14 protein-coding genes and 1 pseudogene are annotated in these 18290 nt (G+C 72.6%); 8 read left to right on the top strand and 7 right to left on the bottom strand.

Annotation, left to right across the window (positions count from 1 at the left end; all coding sequences use genetic code 11):
- The first annotated feature begins 33 nt into the window (after positions 1-33).
- Both FB554_RS13235 and FB554_RS13230 read left to right on the top strand, forming a co-directional pair.
- Positions 34-807: a hypothetical protein gene (locus FB554_RS13235; protein ID WP_142006779.1), complete on the top strand. Its 774-nt coding sequence runs from the start codon at positions 34-36 to the stop codon at positions 805-807.
- A 432-nt stretch (positions 808-1239) separates the two neighbouring features.
- Entirely contained in the window at positions 1240-1560 is a 321-nt protein-coding gene (locus tag FB554_RS13230) for a hypothetical protein (protein ID WP_142006777.1), read from the top strand.
- A 4-nt stretch (positions 1561-1564) separates the two neighbouring features.
- Here FB554_RS13230 and FB554_RS13225 read toward each other — a convergent pair whose 3' ends face one another.
- From FB554_RS13225 to FB554_RS13215, 3 genes are all read right to left on the bottom strand, one after another.
- Positions 1565-1891, bottom strand: a complete 327-nt coding sequence (locus FB554_RS13225; protein WP_142006776.1) for a chorismate mutase — start codon at positions 1889-1891, stop codon at positions 1565-1567.
- Positions 1888-4122, bottom strand: a complete 2235-nt coding sequence (locus FB554_RS13220; protein ID WP_142006775.1) for a HelD family protein — start codon at positions 4120-4122, stop codon at positions 1888-1890. Before FB554_RS13220 ends, FB554_RS13225 begins: the two co-directional genes overlap by 4 nt.
- Before the next feature lie 177 nt (positions 4123-4299).
- The gene (locus tag FB554_RS13215) at positions 4300-5352 is read right to left on the bottom strand and encodes a helix-turn-helix transcriptional regulator (RefSeq protein ID WP_142006774.1); all 1053 of its coding nucleotides are present in this window, start codon (positions 5350-5352) and stop codon (positions 4300-4302) included.
- Positions 5353-5926: 574 nt separating this feature from the next.
- Here FB554_RS13215 and purD point away from each other — a divergent pair.
- Positions 5927-7222: a phosphoribosylamine--glycine ligase gene (purD, locus tag FB554_RS13210; RefSeq protein WP_142006773.1), complete on the top strand. Its 1296-nt coding sequence runs from the start codon at positions 5927-5929 to the stop codon at positions 7220-7222.
- On the top strand, positions 7219-8127 hold the full coding sequence (locus FB554_RS13205) for a phosphoribosylaminoimidazolesuccinocarboxamide synthase (protein ID WP_142006772.1): 909 nt from the start codon (positions 7219-7221) through the stop codon (positions 8125-8127). The genes purD and FB554_RS13205 overlap by 4 nt, the downstream gene beginning before the upstream one ends.
- 353 nt (positions 8128-8480) lie before the next feature.
- Here FB554_RS13205 and FB554_RS13200 read toward each other — a convergent pair whose 3' ends face one another.
- Positions 8481-9806: a family 4 glycosyl hydrolase gene (locus FB554_RS13200; protein WP_142006771.1), complete on the bottom strand. Its 1326-nt coding sequence runs from the start codon at positions 9804-9806 to the stop codon at positions 8481-8483.
- 83 nt (positions 9807-9889) lie between these two features.
- Between FB554_RS13200 and FB554_RS13195 the strand changes: the two genes are divergently transcribed.
- A complete protein-coding gene (locus FB554_RS13195; protein WP_236022401.1) occupies positions 9890-11011 on the top strand; it encodes a carbohydrate kinase family protein in 1122 nt (373 codons plus the stop codon).
- A gap of 29 nt (positions 11012-11040) precedes the next feature.
- On the opposite strand, the gene purL is transcribed toward FB554_RS13195, so the two are convergent.
- Together purL and FB554_RS13185 are read right to left on the bottom strand one after the other, a co-directional pair.
- Positions 11041-14988 carry a phosphoribosylformylglycinamidine synthase gene (gene purL, locus FB554_RS13190; protein ID WP_142006769.1) on the bottom strand — a complete coding sequence of 1316 codons (3948 nt, stop codon included), beginning with the start codon at positions 14986-14988 and terminating at the stop codon, positions 11041-11043.
- A gap of 145 nt (positions 14989-15133) precedes the next feature.
- On the bottom strand, positions 15134-15556 hold the full coding sequence (locus FB554_RS13185; RefSeq protein WP_142006768.1) for a PPOX class F420-dependent oxidoreductase: 423 nt from the start codon (positions 15554-15556) through the stop codon (positions 15134-15136).
- A 74-nt stretch (positions 15557-15630) separates the two neighbouring features.
- Between FB554_RS13185 and FB554_RS17940 the strand changes: the two are divergent.
- A pseudogene (locus FB554_RS17940) lies at positions 15631-16083 on the top strand (histidine phosphatase family protein); the annotation flags it as partial.
- A gap of 26 nt (positions 16084-16109) precedes the next feature.
- Here the strand turns inward: FB554_RS17940 and FB554_RS13175 are convergent.
- Positions 16110-16916, bottom strand: a complete 807-nt coding sequence (locus FB554_RS13175; RefSeq protein WP_236022400.1) for a spermidine synthase — start codon at positions 16914-16916, stop codon at positions 16110-16112.
- A gap of 103 nt (positions 16917-17019) precedes the next feature.
- On the opposite strand from FB554_RS13175, the gene FB554_RS13170 reads away from it, so the two are divergent.
- Entirely contained in the window at positions 17020-17403 is a 384-nt protein-coding gene (locus tag FB554_RS13170; RefSeq protein WP_142006767.1) for a sterol carrier family protein, read from the top strand.
- Positions 17404-17413: 10 nt separating this feature from the next.
- On the top strand, positions 17414-18280 hold the full coding sequence (locus FB554_RS13165; RefSeq protein ID WP_142006766.1) for an LLM class flavin-dependent oxidoreductase: 867 nt from the start codon (positions 17414-17416) through the stop codon (positions 18278-18280).
- Positions 18281-18290: the final 10 nt, after the last annotated feature.

Here is an 18290-nt window from a genome sequence, read left to right as displayed (position 1 = left end):
GGGCGAGAGTCGGGTCCAGCAAGTCGGATATCTGTGCAGCTCGAAGTTCTGTCCGGAAACTCGAAGATAGGGAAGACAAAACTGCAGATCATCAGACCTACTGTCGACATTCCGGTCACCCTAAATGTCATCCGCATCCAAACGCCTAAGGATTCTCCGTATCCTTTCGAGCGAGGCGACAATGTTGAGCAGGCGCTACGGGTTCTGTTGATGTACGAGTCGGCGGTGGCCGCGTACTGTGAGTGGCGTGGCTGGTCGGCGCCGGGGCCGCTGCCGCGCACGAGGGCCGAGCAGGCCTGGGTCGCGGAGCATGGTGAGCCGGAGACGCCGGAGTGGGTTGGCCGGTTGCAGGTTCCCAAGCCGCGCCCGGTGAAGCTGGATCCCGTCCTGAGCGTGCTGCGGGAGTGCGCCGACAAGGCGGGGGGTGACGTGGACGATCGCGTGGAGTGTGTCGTCGCGACGGTCCAGCGGTTACCGAAGGCCAAGGCGAAGCCGGTGATGGCGGGCTGGAGCGCGTTGGTGTCGAACCTTGGTACTCAGGCGCATTGGGATGCTGCGGTGAGCGTGCCGGGGTGGGACTGGCTGTCGGGGGACGTGTTCCTGGACCTTCGTGCTCACACCGCGCTGCTCGCGCCGCAGGTGGCCGAGTCCGGTGATGTCGAAGCGTTCCGACGGCACGTCGCGGCCATCGAGGACGAGGAGGAAGTCGGGATCGCCGGCGGCCTGGCCGACCTGATGAGCGAGGTGGCCGAGGAGCGGGGGATCGATGCCAGCGGATTCCCCGACCCGTGGAGCATTCGTGAGTGAGCATCGAATGGCCCATCGGCGCGTGCGGGCCGCTCTCAGCTCATGGCGCACTGATTACGAGTGCCGCACATGCGCCTAAGACGGGCGGATGGGTGCTAGTAGTCAGTTTCTTGGTCGCCGCTGTCTACAACGCGGCACTAGCGAATGTATTCGCGGGATCGCAAATGTTCGCTTTTGACTATCTTCGTTCTCATCCTCACTCGCCTTTGAGGATTTGCGGCGGTTCGGTTACGATGGGGTTTCGGCGGGGCGTTTAGCCCTGGCTATCCGGGCGGGGAGCGAGGCGCGCTAGACAGGTTTATGTGACTCGGCTGCAGAATCTCCGCAACCAAACGAATCTGCACCGCAGGAATGCCATGCGTAAGTGGGATGGGACCTTTGATCACAGAGTCAGGCAGCGCGGGTGGGAGATATACGGTCACGCTCGACGAGTTGGAATCGATGTTCATGCGCGTCTTTGCCCGGTGGCGAGAACAAGGTATCCACTCGTTCTCCGCCGTCCAGGGGAGCTATTATCGGTCGGAACAAGGGCGCGTGTTTACGCATCTCCTTGTGGAGGATCTTGACCCGGACACGAGTTCCCTGGGGGATCTTGGCGACCTGATCGACTTCCTCGTTTCCTATTTTGCATTCAGTGATGACGAGATGGATTCCACATCTGACCTTACGCTGTTCGGCCTTTCTGAACTTTTGGCAGGCGTTGCGGCGGGTGAGATTGAGGTAGAGTGGACCGATTCAGGGACCGCTGGCTAACTAGTCAGGCGTCGTCACGAATCTGCTCGTGGTGGTGGATGACCTCGTCGATCACGAACCGCAGGAACTTCTCGCTGAACTCCGGGTCGAGCTGAGCGGCCGTCGCGAGCGCCCGCAGCCGCGCGATCTGCCGGTCCTCGCGCGAGGGGTCCGCGGGCGGCAGGTCGTGGGCGGCCTTGTACTCGCCCACCGCCTGGGTGATCTTGAACCGCTCGGCGAGCAGGTGGATCAGCGCGGCGTCGATGTTGTCGATCGACTGGCGGTACGCCGTCAGCCGCGGGTCGACGCCGCTCGCCCCGGACTCGGGGCTGGCGTGCAGGTCCTCGCTCATGCCATCTCCAGGACGGTCATCCGGTGGGCGGCCCGGGTGAGCGCGACGTAGAGCACGCGGACGCCGCCGGGCGACTCGCGCACGATCTCGGCGGGGTCGACGATGACGGTCGCGTCGTACTCCAGGCCCTTGGTCGACATCGGGTCGACGACCAGGGTGCGGCCCGGCGCGAGGTCGCCGAGGTGCGCGAGCTCACCGGCCCACGCGGCCGGCGCGACGATCGCGACGGACCCCTCGACCTCGTCGAGCAGCGCCTTGGTGGCGTCGAGAGCGGCGTCGACCATCGACTCGCGCGTCACCCGACGCACGCTCGGGGTGTGGCCGGTCTCGCGCACGGCGTCGGGGATGTCGGCGTCGGGCACCTCGCGACGGACGACCTCGGCGGCGTAGTCGAAGATCTCGCGCGCGTTGCGGTAGTTGGTCTGCATGTGGAAGCGCTGGCGCTGCTTGCTGCCGAACGCCTCGTCGCGCGCGGCCAGCGACTCCTCGGCGTCGGGCCACGACGACTGGGCGGCGTCGCCGACGACCGTCCACGACGCGTAGCGCCCGCGCCGGCCGACCATCCGCCACTGCATCGGCGACAGGTCCTGCGCCTCGTCGACGAGCACGTGGGAGAACTCCGCGCGCTTCTCGATGCGCCCGGCGAGCAGCCGCTCGCGCGCTTCGGTGGGGCTGCGCTCGGCGGTGACCTCGCCGGGCTGCCGGCGCGATCCGGTGACCTCGACCTCGGTCACGCCGTAGTCGCTGAGGTTGTCCAGCTCCTCGACGTCGTAGAAGCTGCTCTCCTTGACCTGCTCGGGCACCAGGCCCAGCCGTGCCGACAGGTCGTCGACGAGCGCCGCGTCGGCCACGCTCCAGGTGCCGGTGCGCAGCGCCTCGTCCATTGAGGCCCGGAGCTCGGCGGCGTCCTCGGGCGGCAGCACGCCGGCGGTGTACGCCCGGGCTCGCTCCTCGTCGGCCAGCCACAGCAGCACCTCGCGCGGGTCGAGCGGACGCCACCACTGACGTACGAACGTCTCGACGTCGAGATGGTCGCGGAACCGGTCGAGGAACTCGGGCTTCTCCATGCTGCCGACGTGGCTGCGCACCTGCTGCCAGGCCGCCTCGGCGAGCGCGTCGGTGGCCGACTCGACCGCCGAGTTGTGGTTGTGGTTGCGCAGCACGCGTCGCCGAATCGCTTGCAGCGCAGCGGAATCCAGGTTGACCGCGTGCCCGGCGACCATGACCCGCAGCCGCGTCGGAGCCTCGGGGGGCGTGTCGCGAGCGGCTCGCGCGAGCACCTGCCGGATGCGCAGCGAGCCCTTGATCGCGGCCGCCGCGGGCGAGTCGAGCCGGTCACCGGTCACGCCGTCGACGACGTCGCCGAGCGAGCGGAGCGTGACCGTGTCCTCGCCCAGCGAGGGCAGCACGCGCTCGATGTAGGCCGTGTACGCCGACGAGGGGCCGACGACGAGGATACCGCCGCTCTCGTAGCGCCGCCGGTCGCTGTAGAGCAGGTACGCCGCGCGGTGCAGCGCCACCACCGTCTTGCCGGTGCCGGGGCCGCCGGTGATCTCGGTGATGCCGCGCGAGTCGGCGCGGATCGCCTCGTCCTGGTGGCGCTGGATGGTGGCCACGATGTCGCGCATCTGCGCGCCGCGGCTGCGGGTGAGCGCCGCCATCAGCGCGCCGTCACCGACGACGACCATCCCCTCGGGCGCCTCGGCGACCATCAGGTCGTCCTCGATGCCGAGCACCAGCGCGTCGCGGCTTCGCAGCACCCGGCGGCGCACGACGTTCATCGGCTCGACCGGGGTCGCGCGGTAGAACGGGGAGGCGGCCGGCGCGCGCCAGTCGATGACCAGCGGCTCGTAGTCGTCGTCGCGCACCCCGATGCGGCCGATGTAGCGCACCTCGTGCTGCTCCTGCGGCCCGTTGCCCTCCTCGCCGGAGTGGTCGAGGTCGAGCCGGCCGAAGACGAGCCCTTCGTACTGCTGCTCCAGGGACACCCGCCGGCGACCGGCGCTGAACATCAGCGCGTCGCGCTCGAACAGACCCGACAGCTCCTCGTCGCGGGCCTCGCCCGTGCGGTCGGTGCGACCCCGCGCGAGGCCCTCGGCCTCGACCAGCGCGACCCGCTCGCCGGCCTTGACCAGCTCCTCGTGCACACGGGTGACATGGGCCTGCTCGCGCTCGATCTCCTCGGCCACCTCAGGGGCGGGCGCGGTGGCGCTGGCGTTGGGTGCGGTCACGTGGTCAGGTCCCCCCACGAGGCGTGCTGGAGCGGTGCGGTGCCGAGCGGCTGCAAGTCGACCAGTCTACTGACGTACGTCCGCGCCGCTGCGGGGGTCCGCCCCCTGGCGGGGGTGGGCCCGGGCAGCCACCTGCCGGCCCCCGGCCGGACGTCTCCCGGACACCTCCTGGCCCGCTCAGATCCACCCCCGCTTCACCGCCTGCGCCCCGGCCTGGAAGCGGGTGGCGGCCCCGAGCAGCTCCAGCAGCCGGCGGACGCGGCGCTCGACGGTGCGCTGGGAGACGCCCAGCTGGCGGGCGATCGTGGCGTCGGCGACGCCGCCCAGCATGAGCGCCAGGATGTCGCGGTCGCGGTCGTCGAGGGGTTCGGCGTCGGCCCGCGTCACGGTGCCGCGGCCGGTCCAGCGCACCCCGCGCACCCACGTGTCGTCGATGACCCGCTTGATCGCCGCGCTCACGCCGGGGTGGGTGATGCGCATCCCGACCGAGGTGCCGCTGGGGTCGTCGATGTCCATGACCGTGACCCCGTTGTCGGAGGTCGTCGCGGTGAACGGGATGGCGTTGGCGAACCGGATCTCGTCGCCGGCCTGGGTGCGCGCCGCCACCGCGGCGGGCATCGCCGGCTCCTCCAGCAGCCCCGAGTCGAAGCTGACCCGCAGCCGCAGTGTCTCGCCGTGGCTGTTGAAGACCGGCTCGGCGATCCGCTCGGGAGTGCGGTTCATGATCATCAGCACGCGCGGCGAGCGGGTGCGCATCGACACGACCTGGCGCCGGGTCGCGGCGAACAGCTCGCTCATCGCGGCGTTGACGTCTTCCAGGCTCTCCAGCAGCTCGACGCCCACGGCCTCGAGGCTGCGCGGGCTGCGCGCCATCGCGTCGTAGTAGATGCGCGACAGGCCAGGGGTCGCCGCCCGCAGGGTGCGCGCCCGCTCCTCCAGCCGCGAGGCGTGGTCGGCCAGCGCGTTCTCCGGGGCGTTGGTCACCCAGCTGCCGTCGTCGACCCGGTGCAGCAGCCCGCGCGACTCGAAGATGCGCAGGCACAGCTCGACCTCCTCCGGCGAGGCGCCGTGGGTGTCGAGCTGCTCCGGCCGGAACCGCGGGTTCTGCACCATCTGCACGTAGACCGTCGTCATGACGTCCTGGTTCAGCAGGTCCAGCAGCGACTCCAGACCGCCCCTCCCGATCGCTTGCATCGCGGCTCGCTCGCGGTCCTGCCCGGTCGCGCTCATGGTGTGGTTCCCCTTCGTCCTAGGACCTCCTTTGGCGGAGTCCCGACATTGACCCTATTCCGACATTGAACAATGCGGCACCCGAGGGGAGATGGTGCAATATTGAACCTGTCAGCCCACGGGCTGATGCGAGCACTTGGACGAGTCGCCGACCCCCCCCTAGTGGCTGACCCCAATGCTCACGCTGCGGGCCCTCCCGGGAGACCCTCCCCCCTGACTCTCGGGAGGGCCCGCGGCCTTTTTCTTTTTGGCCGCGTCTCCTCCTCCGCCGGCCCGTCGCAAGCTCCGGCCCGCCGGCATCGTCGGCACGGCGGCCGTAGTCCCCGCCTTCGGTGCCCGGTCGTCGCCGGCGGTTGCTTGCGGTCTTGTTCACCGCTCTCGCTGTCGCGGTGGTCCGCCGGAGGGTGCGGTGGGGCGCACGGTTCGGCGGTGGTCCGCGTACGCGTGGCTCGCCGTTGTCCGCCCGCCCCCCGCTCCCGCTGTCGCGGTGGTCCGCCGGAGGGTGCGGTGGGGCGCACGGTTCGGCGGTGGACCGTGGCGGCGGGGTGGGGAGGCGGCCACTACCCTGACGGGCGTGAAGCCTCTCGTCGTGGGATCCGGCGCGCGTGAGCACGCCCTCGTCCGCGCCCTGCTCGCCGACCCCGACGTCGAGGCGGTCTTCGCCGCCCCCGGCAACCCGGGCATCGAGCTCGTCGCCGACTGCCGTCCGCTGCCCGGCGGGCTGACCGACGGCGACGGCGTGGCCGACCTGGCCGAGGAGCTCGGCGCCGACCTGGTCGTCATCGGGCCCGAAGTTCCGCTGGTCGCGGGCGTGGCCGACGCCGTGCGCGCTCGCGGCATCGACTGCTTCGGGCCGTCCGCCGACGCCGCCCGGCTCGAGGGCTCCAAGGCCTTCGCCAAGGAGGTCATGGCCGAGGCCGACGTGCCGACCGCGCGGGCGTACGTCTGCGACGACGAGACCCAGCTGCGCGACGCGCTCGACGCGACCGGGGCGCCGTACGTCGTCAAGGAGGACGGGCTCGCCGCCGGCAAGGGCGTCGTCGTGACCGACGACCTCGACGCCGCGCTGGCCCACGGGCGCGCGTGCATCGACGGCGGTTCGCCCGTGGTGGTCGAGGAGTTCCTCGACGGCCCCGAGGTCTCGATCTTCTGCGTCACCGACGGCACCACCGTGCTCCCGCTCGCCCAGGCGCAGGACTTCAAGCGCGTCGGCGACGACGACCAGGGACCCAACACCGGTGGCATGGGGGCGTATTCGCCGCTCACTTGGGCTCCCGAGTCGCTCACCAACGAGGTCGTCGAGCGCATCGCGCAGCCGACCGTCGACGTCATGCGCCGCCGCGGCACCCCCTTCTCCGGCGTCCTGTACGTCGGCCTCGCCCTGACCTCGCGCGGCCCCCGGGTCGTGGAGTTCAACGCCCGCTTCGGCGACCCCGAGACCCAGGTGGTGCTGGCGCGCCTGCGCACCCCGCTCGGCGCCCTGCTGCAGGCCGCGGCCCGCGAGCGCCTCGACCAGCTGGAGCCTCTCGCGTGGCGGCCCGAGACGGCGGTGACCGTGGTGATCGCCTCCGACGGCTATCCCGCGCAGCCGCGCACCGGCGACCCGATCAGCGGGCTCGACCAGATCGACGACGACGCCGCCTACGTGCTGCACGCGGGCACCGCGATCGGCGACGACGGCACGCTGCAGTCGGCCGGGGGCCGGGTGCTGTCGGTCGTCGCGCTCGGCTCCGACCTGGCCGAGGCACGCGAAAAGGCTTACGCCGCAGTCGATCTCGTCGATCTGCCCGGCTCGCACCACCGCACCGACATCGGTCTCGCCGCCGAGCGGGGCGCTGTCGCCGTGCCGTCCCCGGAAGGTTCCCGATGAGCAACGACCCCACCACCGCTGCCCCCGAGCTGCCCGGGTTCGCGCACGCCTACTCCGGCAAGGTGCGCGACCTCTACGCCCCGCTCGACGCGGCGGGCCAGCCGCGCGACGACCAGCTGCTGCTCGTCGCGAGCGACCGCATCTCGGCGTTCGACTTCGTGCTGCGCAGCGAGATCCCCGACAAGGGTGCGGTGCTGACGCAGCTGTCCCTGTGGTGGTTCGAGCGACTGGCCGACCTGCTGCCGCACCACGTGGTCTCGACCGACGTCCCGCCGCAGGTCGCGGGCCGCGCGGTGCTGGTCGAGCGGCTCGACATGGTGCCGGTCGAGTGCGTCGCCCGCGCCTACCTCACCGGTAGCGGACTGGCCGACTACCGGCGCACGGGCGAGGTCTCGGGCGTACGTCTGCCGGACGGACTGGTCGACGGCTCACGTCTCGCGGACCCCGTCTTCACCCCCTCCACCAAGGCCCCGATGGGCGAGCACGACGAGCCGATCCCGTTCTCGACGGTGGTCGACATGGTGGGCGCCGAGCGCGCCGCTCAGCTCGACGATCTCACCCGGCGAATCCTGGCCCGTGGCAACGAGATCGCCGTCGACCGCGGCGTGATCATCGCCGACACCAAGGTCGAGTTCGGCGTGCGCCCCGACGGCGAGCTGGTGCTGGCCGACGAGGTGCTGACCCCCGACTCGTCCCGCTTCTGGCCGGCCGACGAGTGGGAGCCGGGTCGCGCCCAGCCGTCCTACGACAAGCAGTTCGTGCGCGACTGGCTCACCTCGCCCGCGAGCGGCTGGAGCAAGGACTCCGGCGAGGAGCCCCCCGCCCTGCCCGACGAGGTCATCGAGCGCACCCGCGCGAAGTACGTCGAGGTCTACGAGCGCCTCACCGGCCAGCGCTTCGGCTGACCCCGGTCCCTCACGCAGGTGGGGGAGTAAGTAGTTCTTCCGAAGCACCGACAAGGGGGACGACGCGATGGTGCAAGCAGCATCCCGCCCTCGCCGGTCCGCAGGTGCGCGCTGGCTCGTGCTGGCGTGCACGCTGGCCGTTGTCGTGGCAGGGTTCCTGATTCCGTTCGGCGGGTGCTCGGCCTGGTCTTCTCGTTCACCGTGCTGCGCAGCCACAGGACTGCTCGCTGGGCCGTGCCTCTGGTGGGCCTTGCGCTGGGTCTGGCGTGGCTGGGGTTGTGGGCGCCGTGGTCCTCCGACGGGACGGGGCCGTCGCTACCTGGCCAGTGAAGTGTGGACGTTGGCAGCGATCGTCAGCGACGAAAAACCCTTTCCAGGCTAGGAATCCGCCCGCGGTACGCCTGCAGCAGCTCTCCCGCGACCGTCACCGAGTCGACGAGCGGGTGCAGCGCGAACGCGCTGCGGGCGAGGTCGGGGTCGCCCTCGAGCGCCGCCCGGATGGTGCGCTGCTCGACCTCCTTGACCTGCTGCACGAGGCCGGCCGCGTGACCGGTCAGCGGTGACACCGGCAGCGGCGCGGGGCCGCGGCCGTCGACCCGGCACGGCACCTCGACCACGGCCTCTGCGGGCAGGCCGGGCAGGGTGGATCCGTTGCGGACGTTGAGGATCAGCGCGGTCTGCTCGCCGCGGGCGATCGCGGCCATCAGCGCCAGGGCGACCCCCTCGTAGCCACCGCCGGCGACGTCCTGCTCGTCGCGCTCCTCGCCATCGGCCCGCGACTCCTTCATGTACGTCGCGTCGCGCGCCGCCCGCACCGCCCGCCATGTGGTCAGGGCCGCGGCGGGCTCGCGGGCCACGTCGGCGTAGAAGTCGTCCTGCTGACCGACGAGGAACTCGCCTCGCGTCCGTGGCTCCGCGAGGATGCCCGCCACCGCGTCGCGGGTGAAGTAGAAGTAGTGCAGGTACTCGTTCGGGATCGCCCCCAGCTGCTGCAGCCAGTCGGCGCCGAAAAGCCTTCCCTCCTCGAAGGACTCGAGCCTCGCGGGGTCGGCGAGCAGCTGCTCGGCCCCGGGTCCGCGCAGCCAGCCGAGATGGTTCAGCCCGGCGTAGTCGAGGGTGCCCACGTCGAGCGGCACGTCCAGCGCACGCGCGACGCGGCGGGCCAGCCCGAGCGGGGAGTCGCAGATGCCCACGACGCGCTCGCCGAGCACGCCCTGCATCGCCTCGGTGACCAGGCCGGCCGGGTTCGTGAAGTTGATGACCCACGCGCCGGGCGCGACCCGCGCCACCGCCTCGGCCACGTCGACGGCCACCGGAACCGTGCGCAGGCCGTAGGAGATGCCGCCCGCCCCGATCGTCTCCTGGCCGAGCAGGCCCCGGTCCAGCGCGACCCGCTCGTCGGCGACGCGCCCCTGCAGCCCGCCCACCCGCATCGCGCAGAACACGAAGTCCGCCCCGGCGAGCGCCTCTTCGAGGACGGTCGACGTGCGTACGGCCGGGCCGAAACCGCCTGCGGCAGAACGCTGCTGGCGCAGCACGGCCTCGATCGCCGACAGCCGCGCGGCGGAGGTGTCGTGCAGCACCACCTCGGTGACGCGCTGCTCGTGCTGGTCGTCCAGGAGCGCCGAATAGACCAGGGGAGTGCGGAATCCGCCGCCCCCGAGGATCGTCAGCCGCATGGGTCCCTCGCTCGCGATGTGTCCACTTTGCCTCTGCAGTCTCGCAGGCGAGGATGGGGGAACATCGAGCGAAGGAGCGTCAGGTGGAGGAGCCGGCCTACGACCCGCTGCGCGGGATCCGCGACCCGGGCGACGAGCGGGTCGACGTCGCCCTGTGGGGCACCGTCTTCCTCGACATCATCTTCACCGGGCTCGACTCCCGGCCGACCGACGGCACCGAGGTCATGGCCAGCGGCATGGGCTCCTGCCCCGGCGGCATCGCCAACCTCGCGGTCGCGACCAGCCGACTCGGCCTGCGCACCGCGCTGAGCGCCGCGTTCGCCGAGGACTACTACGGCGACTTCTGCTGGGAGACCCTCGGCGAGGAGGGGGTGCGGCTGGCCAGCTCGCGCCGCTACGGCCAGTGGCACTCACCGCTCACCGTGTCGTACGCCTACTCCGGCGACCGCAGCATGGTCACCCACGCCCACCGCCCGCCGGGCTACGCCGACGACCCGGTGCCGCCGCCGCCCGCGGCCCGCGCGGTGATCGCCGACCTCGGCAGCCCCGAGGTGCGCGACCCGGCCGGCCTCGAGTGGCTGCGCGGCGCGCGCGACGAGGGGTCGCTCATCTTCGCCGACCTCGGCTGGGACTCCACCGGCGCGTGGTCGCGCGAGATGATCGAGCCGCTCGAGCTGTGCTACGCGTTCCTGCCCAACGCCGACGAGGCGATGGCGTACACCAGGACCGACACCCCGCAGGACGCGCTGTACGCCCTCGCCGACCGGGTGCCGCTCGCCGTCGTCACCAACGGTCCGCACGGTGCGCTCGCGATCGACTCCGCCACGGGCGAGGAGGTCAGCGTGCCGTCGCTGCGGGTGTCGGCGCTCGACGCCACCGGCAGCGGCGACGTGTTCGGGGCGGCGCTCGCGACCGGGACGCTCGCCGGGTGGCGGCTGCCCGACCGGGTCGCGTTCGCCGCGCTGTGCGCCGGGCTCGCGGTGCAACAGTTCGGCGGGTCGCTCGCGGCGCCCGGCTGGGGCGACATCGCCGACTGGTGGCACCGGGTGCGCGACGGAGAGGGGCGCACGTCGTACGACCTGGCCGTCCGCCGCCGCTACGGCTTCCTGGAGGACATCGTCCCGACGGTGCCGGTCGGCGCGGTGCACCGCGCGCAGGCCACGATCGCGCGCCGCGCCGATGTCGGGCACCACCCACAGGCCTGACGCTCAGGCCCCACTCCGGGGCGCCCCGGTCAGCCGACGAAGGCGCGCGCGTTGCGGAACATCCGCAGCCACGGGCTCTCGTCGCCGATCGGCGCGTCGGTCCACGACAGCTGCGCGTTGCGCTGCACCCGCTCGGGGTGCGGCATCATCGCGGTGAACCGGCCGTCGGGGGTCGTGACGGCGGTGAGCCCTTCGGGGGAGCCGTTGGGGTTGGCGGGGTAGGTGGTCGCGACCTGGCCGTCGGGCGTGACGAACCGCGCGACGCGCTGCACCGTCGCGAGGTCGCCCCGCCGCGAGAAGTCGGCGAACCCCTCGCCGTGCGCGACCGCGATCGGCAGCAGGCTGTCGGCCATGCCGCTGGTGAACAGCGACGGGCTGTCCAGCACCTCGACGAGGGACAGGCGAGCTTCGTACTGCTCCGAGGTGTTGCGGGTGAACCGCGGCCACGCGTCGGCCCCCGGGATGAGGTCGGCCAGCGCCGCGAACATCTGGCAGCCGTTGCAGATGCCGAGCCCGAACGTGCCTGGGCGAGCGAAGAACTCGGCGAACTGGTCGGTGAGTCGGTCGTCGAACAGCACCGACCGGGCCCAGCCCTCGCCGGCGCCCAGGGTGTCGCCGTAGGAGAAGCCGCCGGCCGCGACGAGCCCGGCGAAGTCGTCGAGCCGGGTGCGCCCCGACTGCAGGTCGGTCATGTGCACGTCGAACGCGTCGAAACCGGCCCGGTGGAAGGCGTACGCCGTCTCGACGTGGGAGTTGACGCCCTGCTCGCGCAGCACGGCGACCCGCGGGCGGGCGCCGAGGTTGAGGAACGGAGCGGCGACGTCGTCGGTGGGGTCGAACGTGGGGGAGACGACCAGGGCCGGCGCCTCGGCGCCCACCGAGGCGTGCTCCTCGTCGGCGGTCGCGGGGTTGTCGCGCAGCCGGCTGATCCGCCACGACACCTCGTCCCAGACCTGCATGAGGTCGGGCAGCGCCTCGTCGACCACCTGCTCGCCGTCGACCGAGACCCGGATGCGACGGTCCTCGTTGGGACTGCCGACCACGCGCGTGAGGTCGCCGAGCCCGGCGTCGGCGAGGACTGCCGTCGCGGCGTCGAGACGCTCTCGCGGGACCTCGAGCAGCACCCCCAGCTCCTCGGCGAAAAGGCTTGCGGGAGTGGGCGTCTCGAGATCGAGGCCGGCGCCGCCGGCGAACGCCATCTCGCACGCCGCGGCCCACAGCCCACCGTCGGAGCGGTCGTGGAAGGCGGTGACCAGGCCCTGGTCGCGCAGGGTGTTGACGGCGTCGACCAGGGCGACGAGGCGCGCGGGGTCGGCGAGGTCGGGCACGGCCCCGCCGAACTCCTCCCGCGTCTGGGCGAGCACCGAGCCGCCCAGCCGGTCGGCCCCGGCGCCGAGGTCGACCAGCACCAGGGCGCTGTCGCCGCGCAGCTGCGGCGTGAGCGTGCCGGTCACGTCGGGCAGCGACGCGAACGCCGTGACCACGAGCGAGACCGGCGAGATCACCTGTCGCTGCTGGTCGCCCGAGCCCCAGCGGGTGCGCATCGACAGCGAGTCCTTGCCGACGGGCACGCTCACGCCGAGCGCCGGGCACAGCTCCATCGCGACCGCCTGCACCGTGTCGTAGAGCGCGGCGTCCTCACCCGGCTCCCCGGCCGCGGCCATCCAGTTGCACGACAGCTTCACGCGCGGCAGGTCGATCGGCGCGGCCAGCAGGTTGGTGATCGCCTCGGCGACCGCCATCCGGCCCGAGGCGGGGGCGTCGACCGCCGCCAGCGGCATCCGCTCGCCGGTCGCCATCGCCTGCCCGGCGAGTCCGTGCAGGTCGGAGAGGGTGACCGCGACGTCGGCCACCGGCACCTGCCACGGCCCGACCATCTGGTCGCGGTGGGTCAGGCCGCCGACCGTGCGGTCGGCGATGGTGACCAGGAATCGCTTCGACGCCACGGTCGGGTGGCGCAGCACGTCCAGGGCGGCAGCCCGCACGTCGAGAGCCGACGTGTCGAGATCGGGGGTCGACCGGCGTACGTGCTGGTCGTCGCGCGTCATCCGCGGCGGCTTGCCGAGCAGCACCTCCATCGGCATGTCGACCGCGGCGTCCACGCTGGTCGAGGAGGCCGGAGCGCCGGCGGAGGGCGAGTCGAGACCCGCCTCGTCGAGCAGCAGCCGCCCGTCGCCGCGCGCGACGCCGACGACGGCGTAGGGGCAGCGCTCGCGCCGGGCGAGCGCGGCGAACCGGTCGAGCGACTCCGGCGCGATCGCCAGGACGTAACGCTCCTGGCTCTCGTTGCACCAGATCTCCTTCGGCGCGAGCCCGGTCTCCTCCAGCGGCACCGCCGACAGGTCGAAACGCGCGCCGAGGCCGGCGTCGTCGACCAGCTCGGGGAAGGCGTTGGACAGGCCGCCCGCGCCGACGTCGTGGATCGCGAGGATGGGGTTGTCGGCGCCGAGGCCCCAGCAGTGGTTGATGACCTCCTGCGCGCGCCGCTCGATCTCGGGGTTGCCGCGCTGCACCGAGTCGAAGTCGAGGTCGGCCGCGTTGGCGCCGGAGGCCATCGACGAGGCGGCGCCGCCACCCATGCCGATGCGCATGCCCGGGCCGCCGAGCTGGACGAGCAGCGTGCCGTCGGGGAACCGGACCTTCTCGGTCTGGTCGGCGTCGATCGAGCCGAGCCCGCCGGCGCTCATGATCGGCTTGTGGAAGCCGCGGCGCACGCCGTCGACGGTCTGCTCGTAGACGCGGAAGAACCCGCCGAGGCCCGGGCGGCCGAACTCGTTGTTGAACGCGGCGGCGCCGATCGGCCCCTCGACCATGATGTCGAGCGGGGCGGCGATGTGGTCGGGCCGGCCGTACGTCTCCCGCTCCCACGGCTCGTCGGTGCCGGGCAGGTGCAGGTTGGACACGGCGAAGCCGGTGAGTCCGGCCTTGGGCTGCGAGCCACGACCGGTCGCGCCCTCGTCGCGGATCTCGCCGCCGGCGCCCGTCGCGGCGCCGGGGAAGGGGCTGATCGCGGTCGGGTGGTTGTGCGTCTCGACCTTCATCAGCACGTGCGCCGGAGTCTCGCGCGGGGCGTATCGCGTTGGCCCGTCAGGCGATTCGGGCGCGAACCGGGTGATCGTGCCGCCCTCCATGATCGAGGCGTTGTCCTTGTAGGCGACGACCGTGCCCTGACCGGCGACCTTCTCGGTGTGCTGGATCATCCCGAACAGGCTCGCCGTCTGCGGCTCGCCGTCGAGCACGAAGTCGGCGTTGAAGATCTTGTGCCGGCAGTGCTCGGAGTTCGCCTGGGCGAACATCATCAGCTCGACGTCGGTCGGGTTGCGGCCGAGCCCGGTGAACGCCTGGACGAGGTAGTCGATCTCGTCGTCCGAGAGCGCCAATCCGTATGCGCGGTCGGCCTGTTCGAGCGCAGCCCGGCCGCGCGCGAGCACATCGACGTGCTCCATCGGCTCGGGGTCGCGCTCGTCGAACAGGTGGCGCGCGTCGTCGCGCGAGGCCAGCACCGACTCGGTCATCCGGTCGTGCAGCAGCGACACGACCGCGGCGTGCTGATCGGGGCTGAGCGGCTGCCCGGCCGGGTGCGTGAGGGCATGCTCGACGACCCGCTCGACCCGGCGCAGCTCGACCCCGCAGTTGCGCAGGATGTCGGTGGCCTTGGACGCCCACGGCGAGACCGTGCCCAGCCGCGGCCCCACGACGACCACCTCGACCGCGTCGGCCGCGGAGCCCGCCGAGTCGAGACCCGCGCCCCCGGACTCGACCGCCGGCGGCCCGTACGTCAGCAGCTGCTCCACCCGTCCGCGCGCGTCGTCGTCGAGCGGCTGCTCGGTCGCGACGAGGTGGACGTACCGCGCGCTCAGGCCGGTCACCTGCGGGGCGACGGCGGTGATGCGGGCCAGCAGGCCCGCGGCGCGGAAGTCGGAGAGCGCGGCGCCGCCCTCGAACGTGGTCAGCACGAGGTCGTGCGGCGATGCCATCTCTGGGGTCTCCACGGGGCGGGCGGCGGTGAGCCTCCAGGTTACCGAGCCGCTGTCGGTGCTCGCTCCTAGCCTTCCGCTCAAGGGGGTGAGGTGATGACGGCGCTGGTCAGCTTCATCGACGCGTGTCCTCCGGCAGCCGGGCCTAGCCGGCGGTGCCCAGCAGCCGCTCGACGAACAGCCGCAGCGGCACGCGCCGCTCGGCCACCATCGCGCGGCGGTAGTCCGCCCAGTCCGGATGCTCGCCGCTTGCCCGGCGATAGATGTCCACCAGCTCCTCGACGGCCTCGTCGTCGGGCTCGGTCGCGACCGGGCCGACCTCGGCGCGGCACTCGGCGACGACGTACGTCCAGCCGTCGGCGCCGCTCACGTGCAGCGTCGCGCGCGGGTCGCGCCGCAGGTTCTTGGTCTTGGCGCGGTCGTCCGTGATCGAGACCTGCACGAGGTCACGGTCGCGGTCGTAGACGTAGACGACCGTCGACAGCTGCGGTCGCCCGTCACGGCGGATCGTCGCGAGCACGGCGAGGTGCCGGTCGGCGAGCAGGTCGCGGAGCGGGTCGGAGCTCATGCCCCCATCCTGACCCGCCGATCCGCCTGCTGCGACAGGATCGGCGCGTGGAGATCTGGTGGCTCCGGCACGCGATGCCCTCGGTCGACCCCGACGTGCCGTCGAGCGACTGGCCCCTCTCCGCCGACGGCCTGGCCGCCGCCGCGGCACTGCGCCCCCTGCCGCCGCCCGGCGCGACGCTGCTCGCGAGCCCCGAGCCGAAGGCCTGGCAGACCCTCGAGACGTACGCCGGCCGCACCTGCGCCCGCGACGCGCGGCTGCGCGAGGTCGACCGGGACGAGCCGTTCGGCCGGGGGTTCCGGGAGCGGCGTCGGGCGTACGTCGACGGCGCGGACCACCCGGGATGGGAGCCGCGCGCCGCGGTCGCCGCGCGCCTGCAGGCCGCCGTGGACGACGGGCTCGCGGCGGCCGGGCCGGACGGCGTGCTCGTGCTCGGCACCCACGGCATGGCGCTGACCGTGTGGCTGACGAGCGTCGGGCTGCTCGACGACCCGGGTGCCTTCTGGGCCGGGCTGGGCTTCCGACCCTGCTGCGTCTCGCCGTCGACCCCGGGTCAGCGCAGCCGCCAGCGACCCGCGTCCGGTGGCTGGGGTGACTCCTCGCCGGGTGCCGTCAGCGGCGTGGCGCCCTGTGCGAGCCGCCGCGTCTCGGCCAGCCCGCGCACCCCGGTCGGGAAGTCGGCGGCAGCAGCGCGACGTCGCAAAGAGTTTTCGTCCAACGGCGAATCCGACGCCAGCACAACGAGATTCCCGAACCGCTTTCCCTTGAGAACCTCGTGCGTCGCGACCAGCGCCATGTGCGGCAGCACCTCCGGCAGCGTGGCGATCACCCGACGCACGTAGCGCAGGCCCGGCTCGTCGGCGAGATTCAGCAGGAGCAGCCCGGCCGGCCGCAGCACCCGCGCGTAGGCCGCCGCGGTGCCGGAGTGGGTGAGGTCGGCGGGCACCCGGCCCCGGTCGTAGGCGTCCACGACCACGGCGTCGGCGCTCGCGTCCTTCAGCGCGCCCAGCCCGGTCGCGCCGTCGACGGGCCGCACCCGGATCCGGTGACCGCGCGGGAGAGGCAGCTCCCGGCGTACGAGCTCGGTCAGGGCTTCGTCCGGCTCCAGCACGATCTGGGCCGAGCCCGGCCGCACGTGCTGGACGTAGCGCGCCAGGGTCAGCCCCGCGCCGCCGACGTGGGTGACGCCGATCCGCCCCGCTGGCAACAGATCCAGCCCGATCGCAAGGTGCTGCACGTACTCGAAGACCAGCAGCTCCGGGTCGTCCGGCGCGACGTACGACTGCGGATGCCCGTCGCGCACCACGGTCGCCCCGCCGCGCTCGTCCCAGCGCACCTCGAGGTTGGTGGAGTCCGGCACGCCGCGACGGTAGCGCGCCGCACGGCGCAGCCTTCGCCGCGACCGACCCTGGCCGCGCCCGGTCGCCGCTGCGCCCGGACCGCGCGGGAGCGATGATGGCGGCATGCCACCGCGCCGCCGCATCGATCCCGTCGCCGGACGCGAGGCCGTCGTGGCCTGGCACGCCGATCCCGACGCCGCCGACCGGAGCACGGTCGCGACCGCGGTGCGCTACACGCTGGAGGAGCTGTCGCTGCTCGCGCCGGGGCGCTCGGTCGAGGTGCGCGTCCCGCCGTACGCCGCCGTCCAGGTGATCGAGGGACCGCGCCACACCCGCGGCACCCCGACCAACGTCGTCGAGATGGACGCCCAGGTCTGGCTGCGCCTCGCCACGGGCGCGACGCGCTGGGTCGACGCCGAGGACAGCGGCGCCGTGCGTGCTTCCGGGCAACGGGCCGACCTCAGCCGCCACCTGCCGCTGGTGCCGCTCGCCGACGGCTCGGCCTAGGGTCGCCAGCATGCGTTTCGGCATCGCGATCCTGCCCGAGATGCCCTGGGCCGAGGCCGCGCCGCTGTGGCGCCGGGCCGAGGAGCTGGGCTTCGACCACGCCTGGACCTACGACCACCTCGTGTGGGCGGGGCTGCCCGACTCGCCGTGGTTCGGCACCACCCCGACGCTGACCGCCGCGGCGCTGATCACCTCGCGCATCGGACTCGGTACGTTCGTGACCTCGCCGAACTTCCGCCACCCGGTCACCTTCATGCGGGACGTGCTGTCGCTCGACGACGTCTCCGGCGGCCGGTTCGTCTGCGGGGTCGGCTCCGGCGGCGACCTCGATGCGCGGCTGCTCGGCGGCCCCGACCTCACGATGCGCGAGCGGATGGACCGCTTCGTCGAGTGGGTCGACCTGTTCGACCGGATGCGCCGCGAGGACCACGTCTTCGCCGGCGGCGACTACTTCTCGGCCGTCGACGCGCGCACCCTGCCCGGGCCGGTCGGCGAGCGGGTGCCGCTCGTCGTCGCCGCCAACGGGCCTCGCGGCCTGCGCCTCGCGGCGAGCAAGGGCGAGGGCTGGATGACGTACGGCCGCAAGGGCGACACCGAGGACGAGTGGTGGGCGAGCCTGCGCGACCTCGGCCAGCGGATGGACGCAGCGCTCGCCGCCGCCGGGCGCGACCCCGCCGGCTTCGGCCGCTACCTCAACCTCGACATCGCTTCGTACGCCCTCGGCAGCGTCGACCGCTTCGAGGACCACGTCGGGCGCGCGGCCGAGCTCGGCTTCACCGACCTCGTGGCGCACTGGCCGCGGCCGAGCGAGCCGTACGCCGGTGACGAGGGCGTGCTCGAGCGCGTGGCCTCCGAGGTGCTGCCCCGCTGGCGCTGAGCGTCGCGGC

Source organism: Barrientosiimonas humi (assembly GCF_006716095.1).
GTDB classification, from domain to species: Bacteria; Actinomycetota; Actinomycetes; order Actinomycetales; family Dermatophilaceae; genus Barrientosiimonas; species Barrientosiimonas humi.
This window is presented reverse-complemented; position numbering and strand designations above follow the sequence as displayed.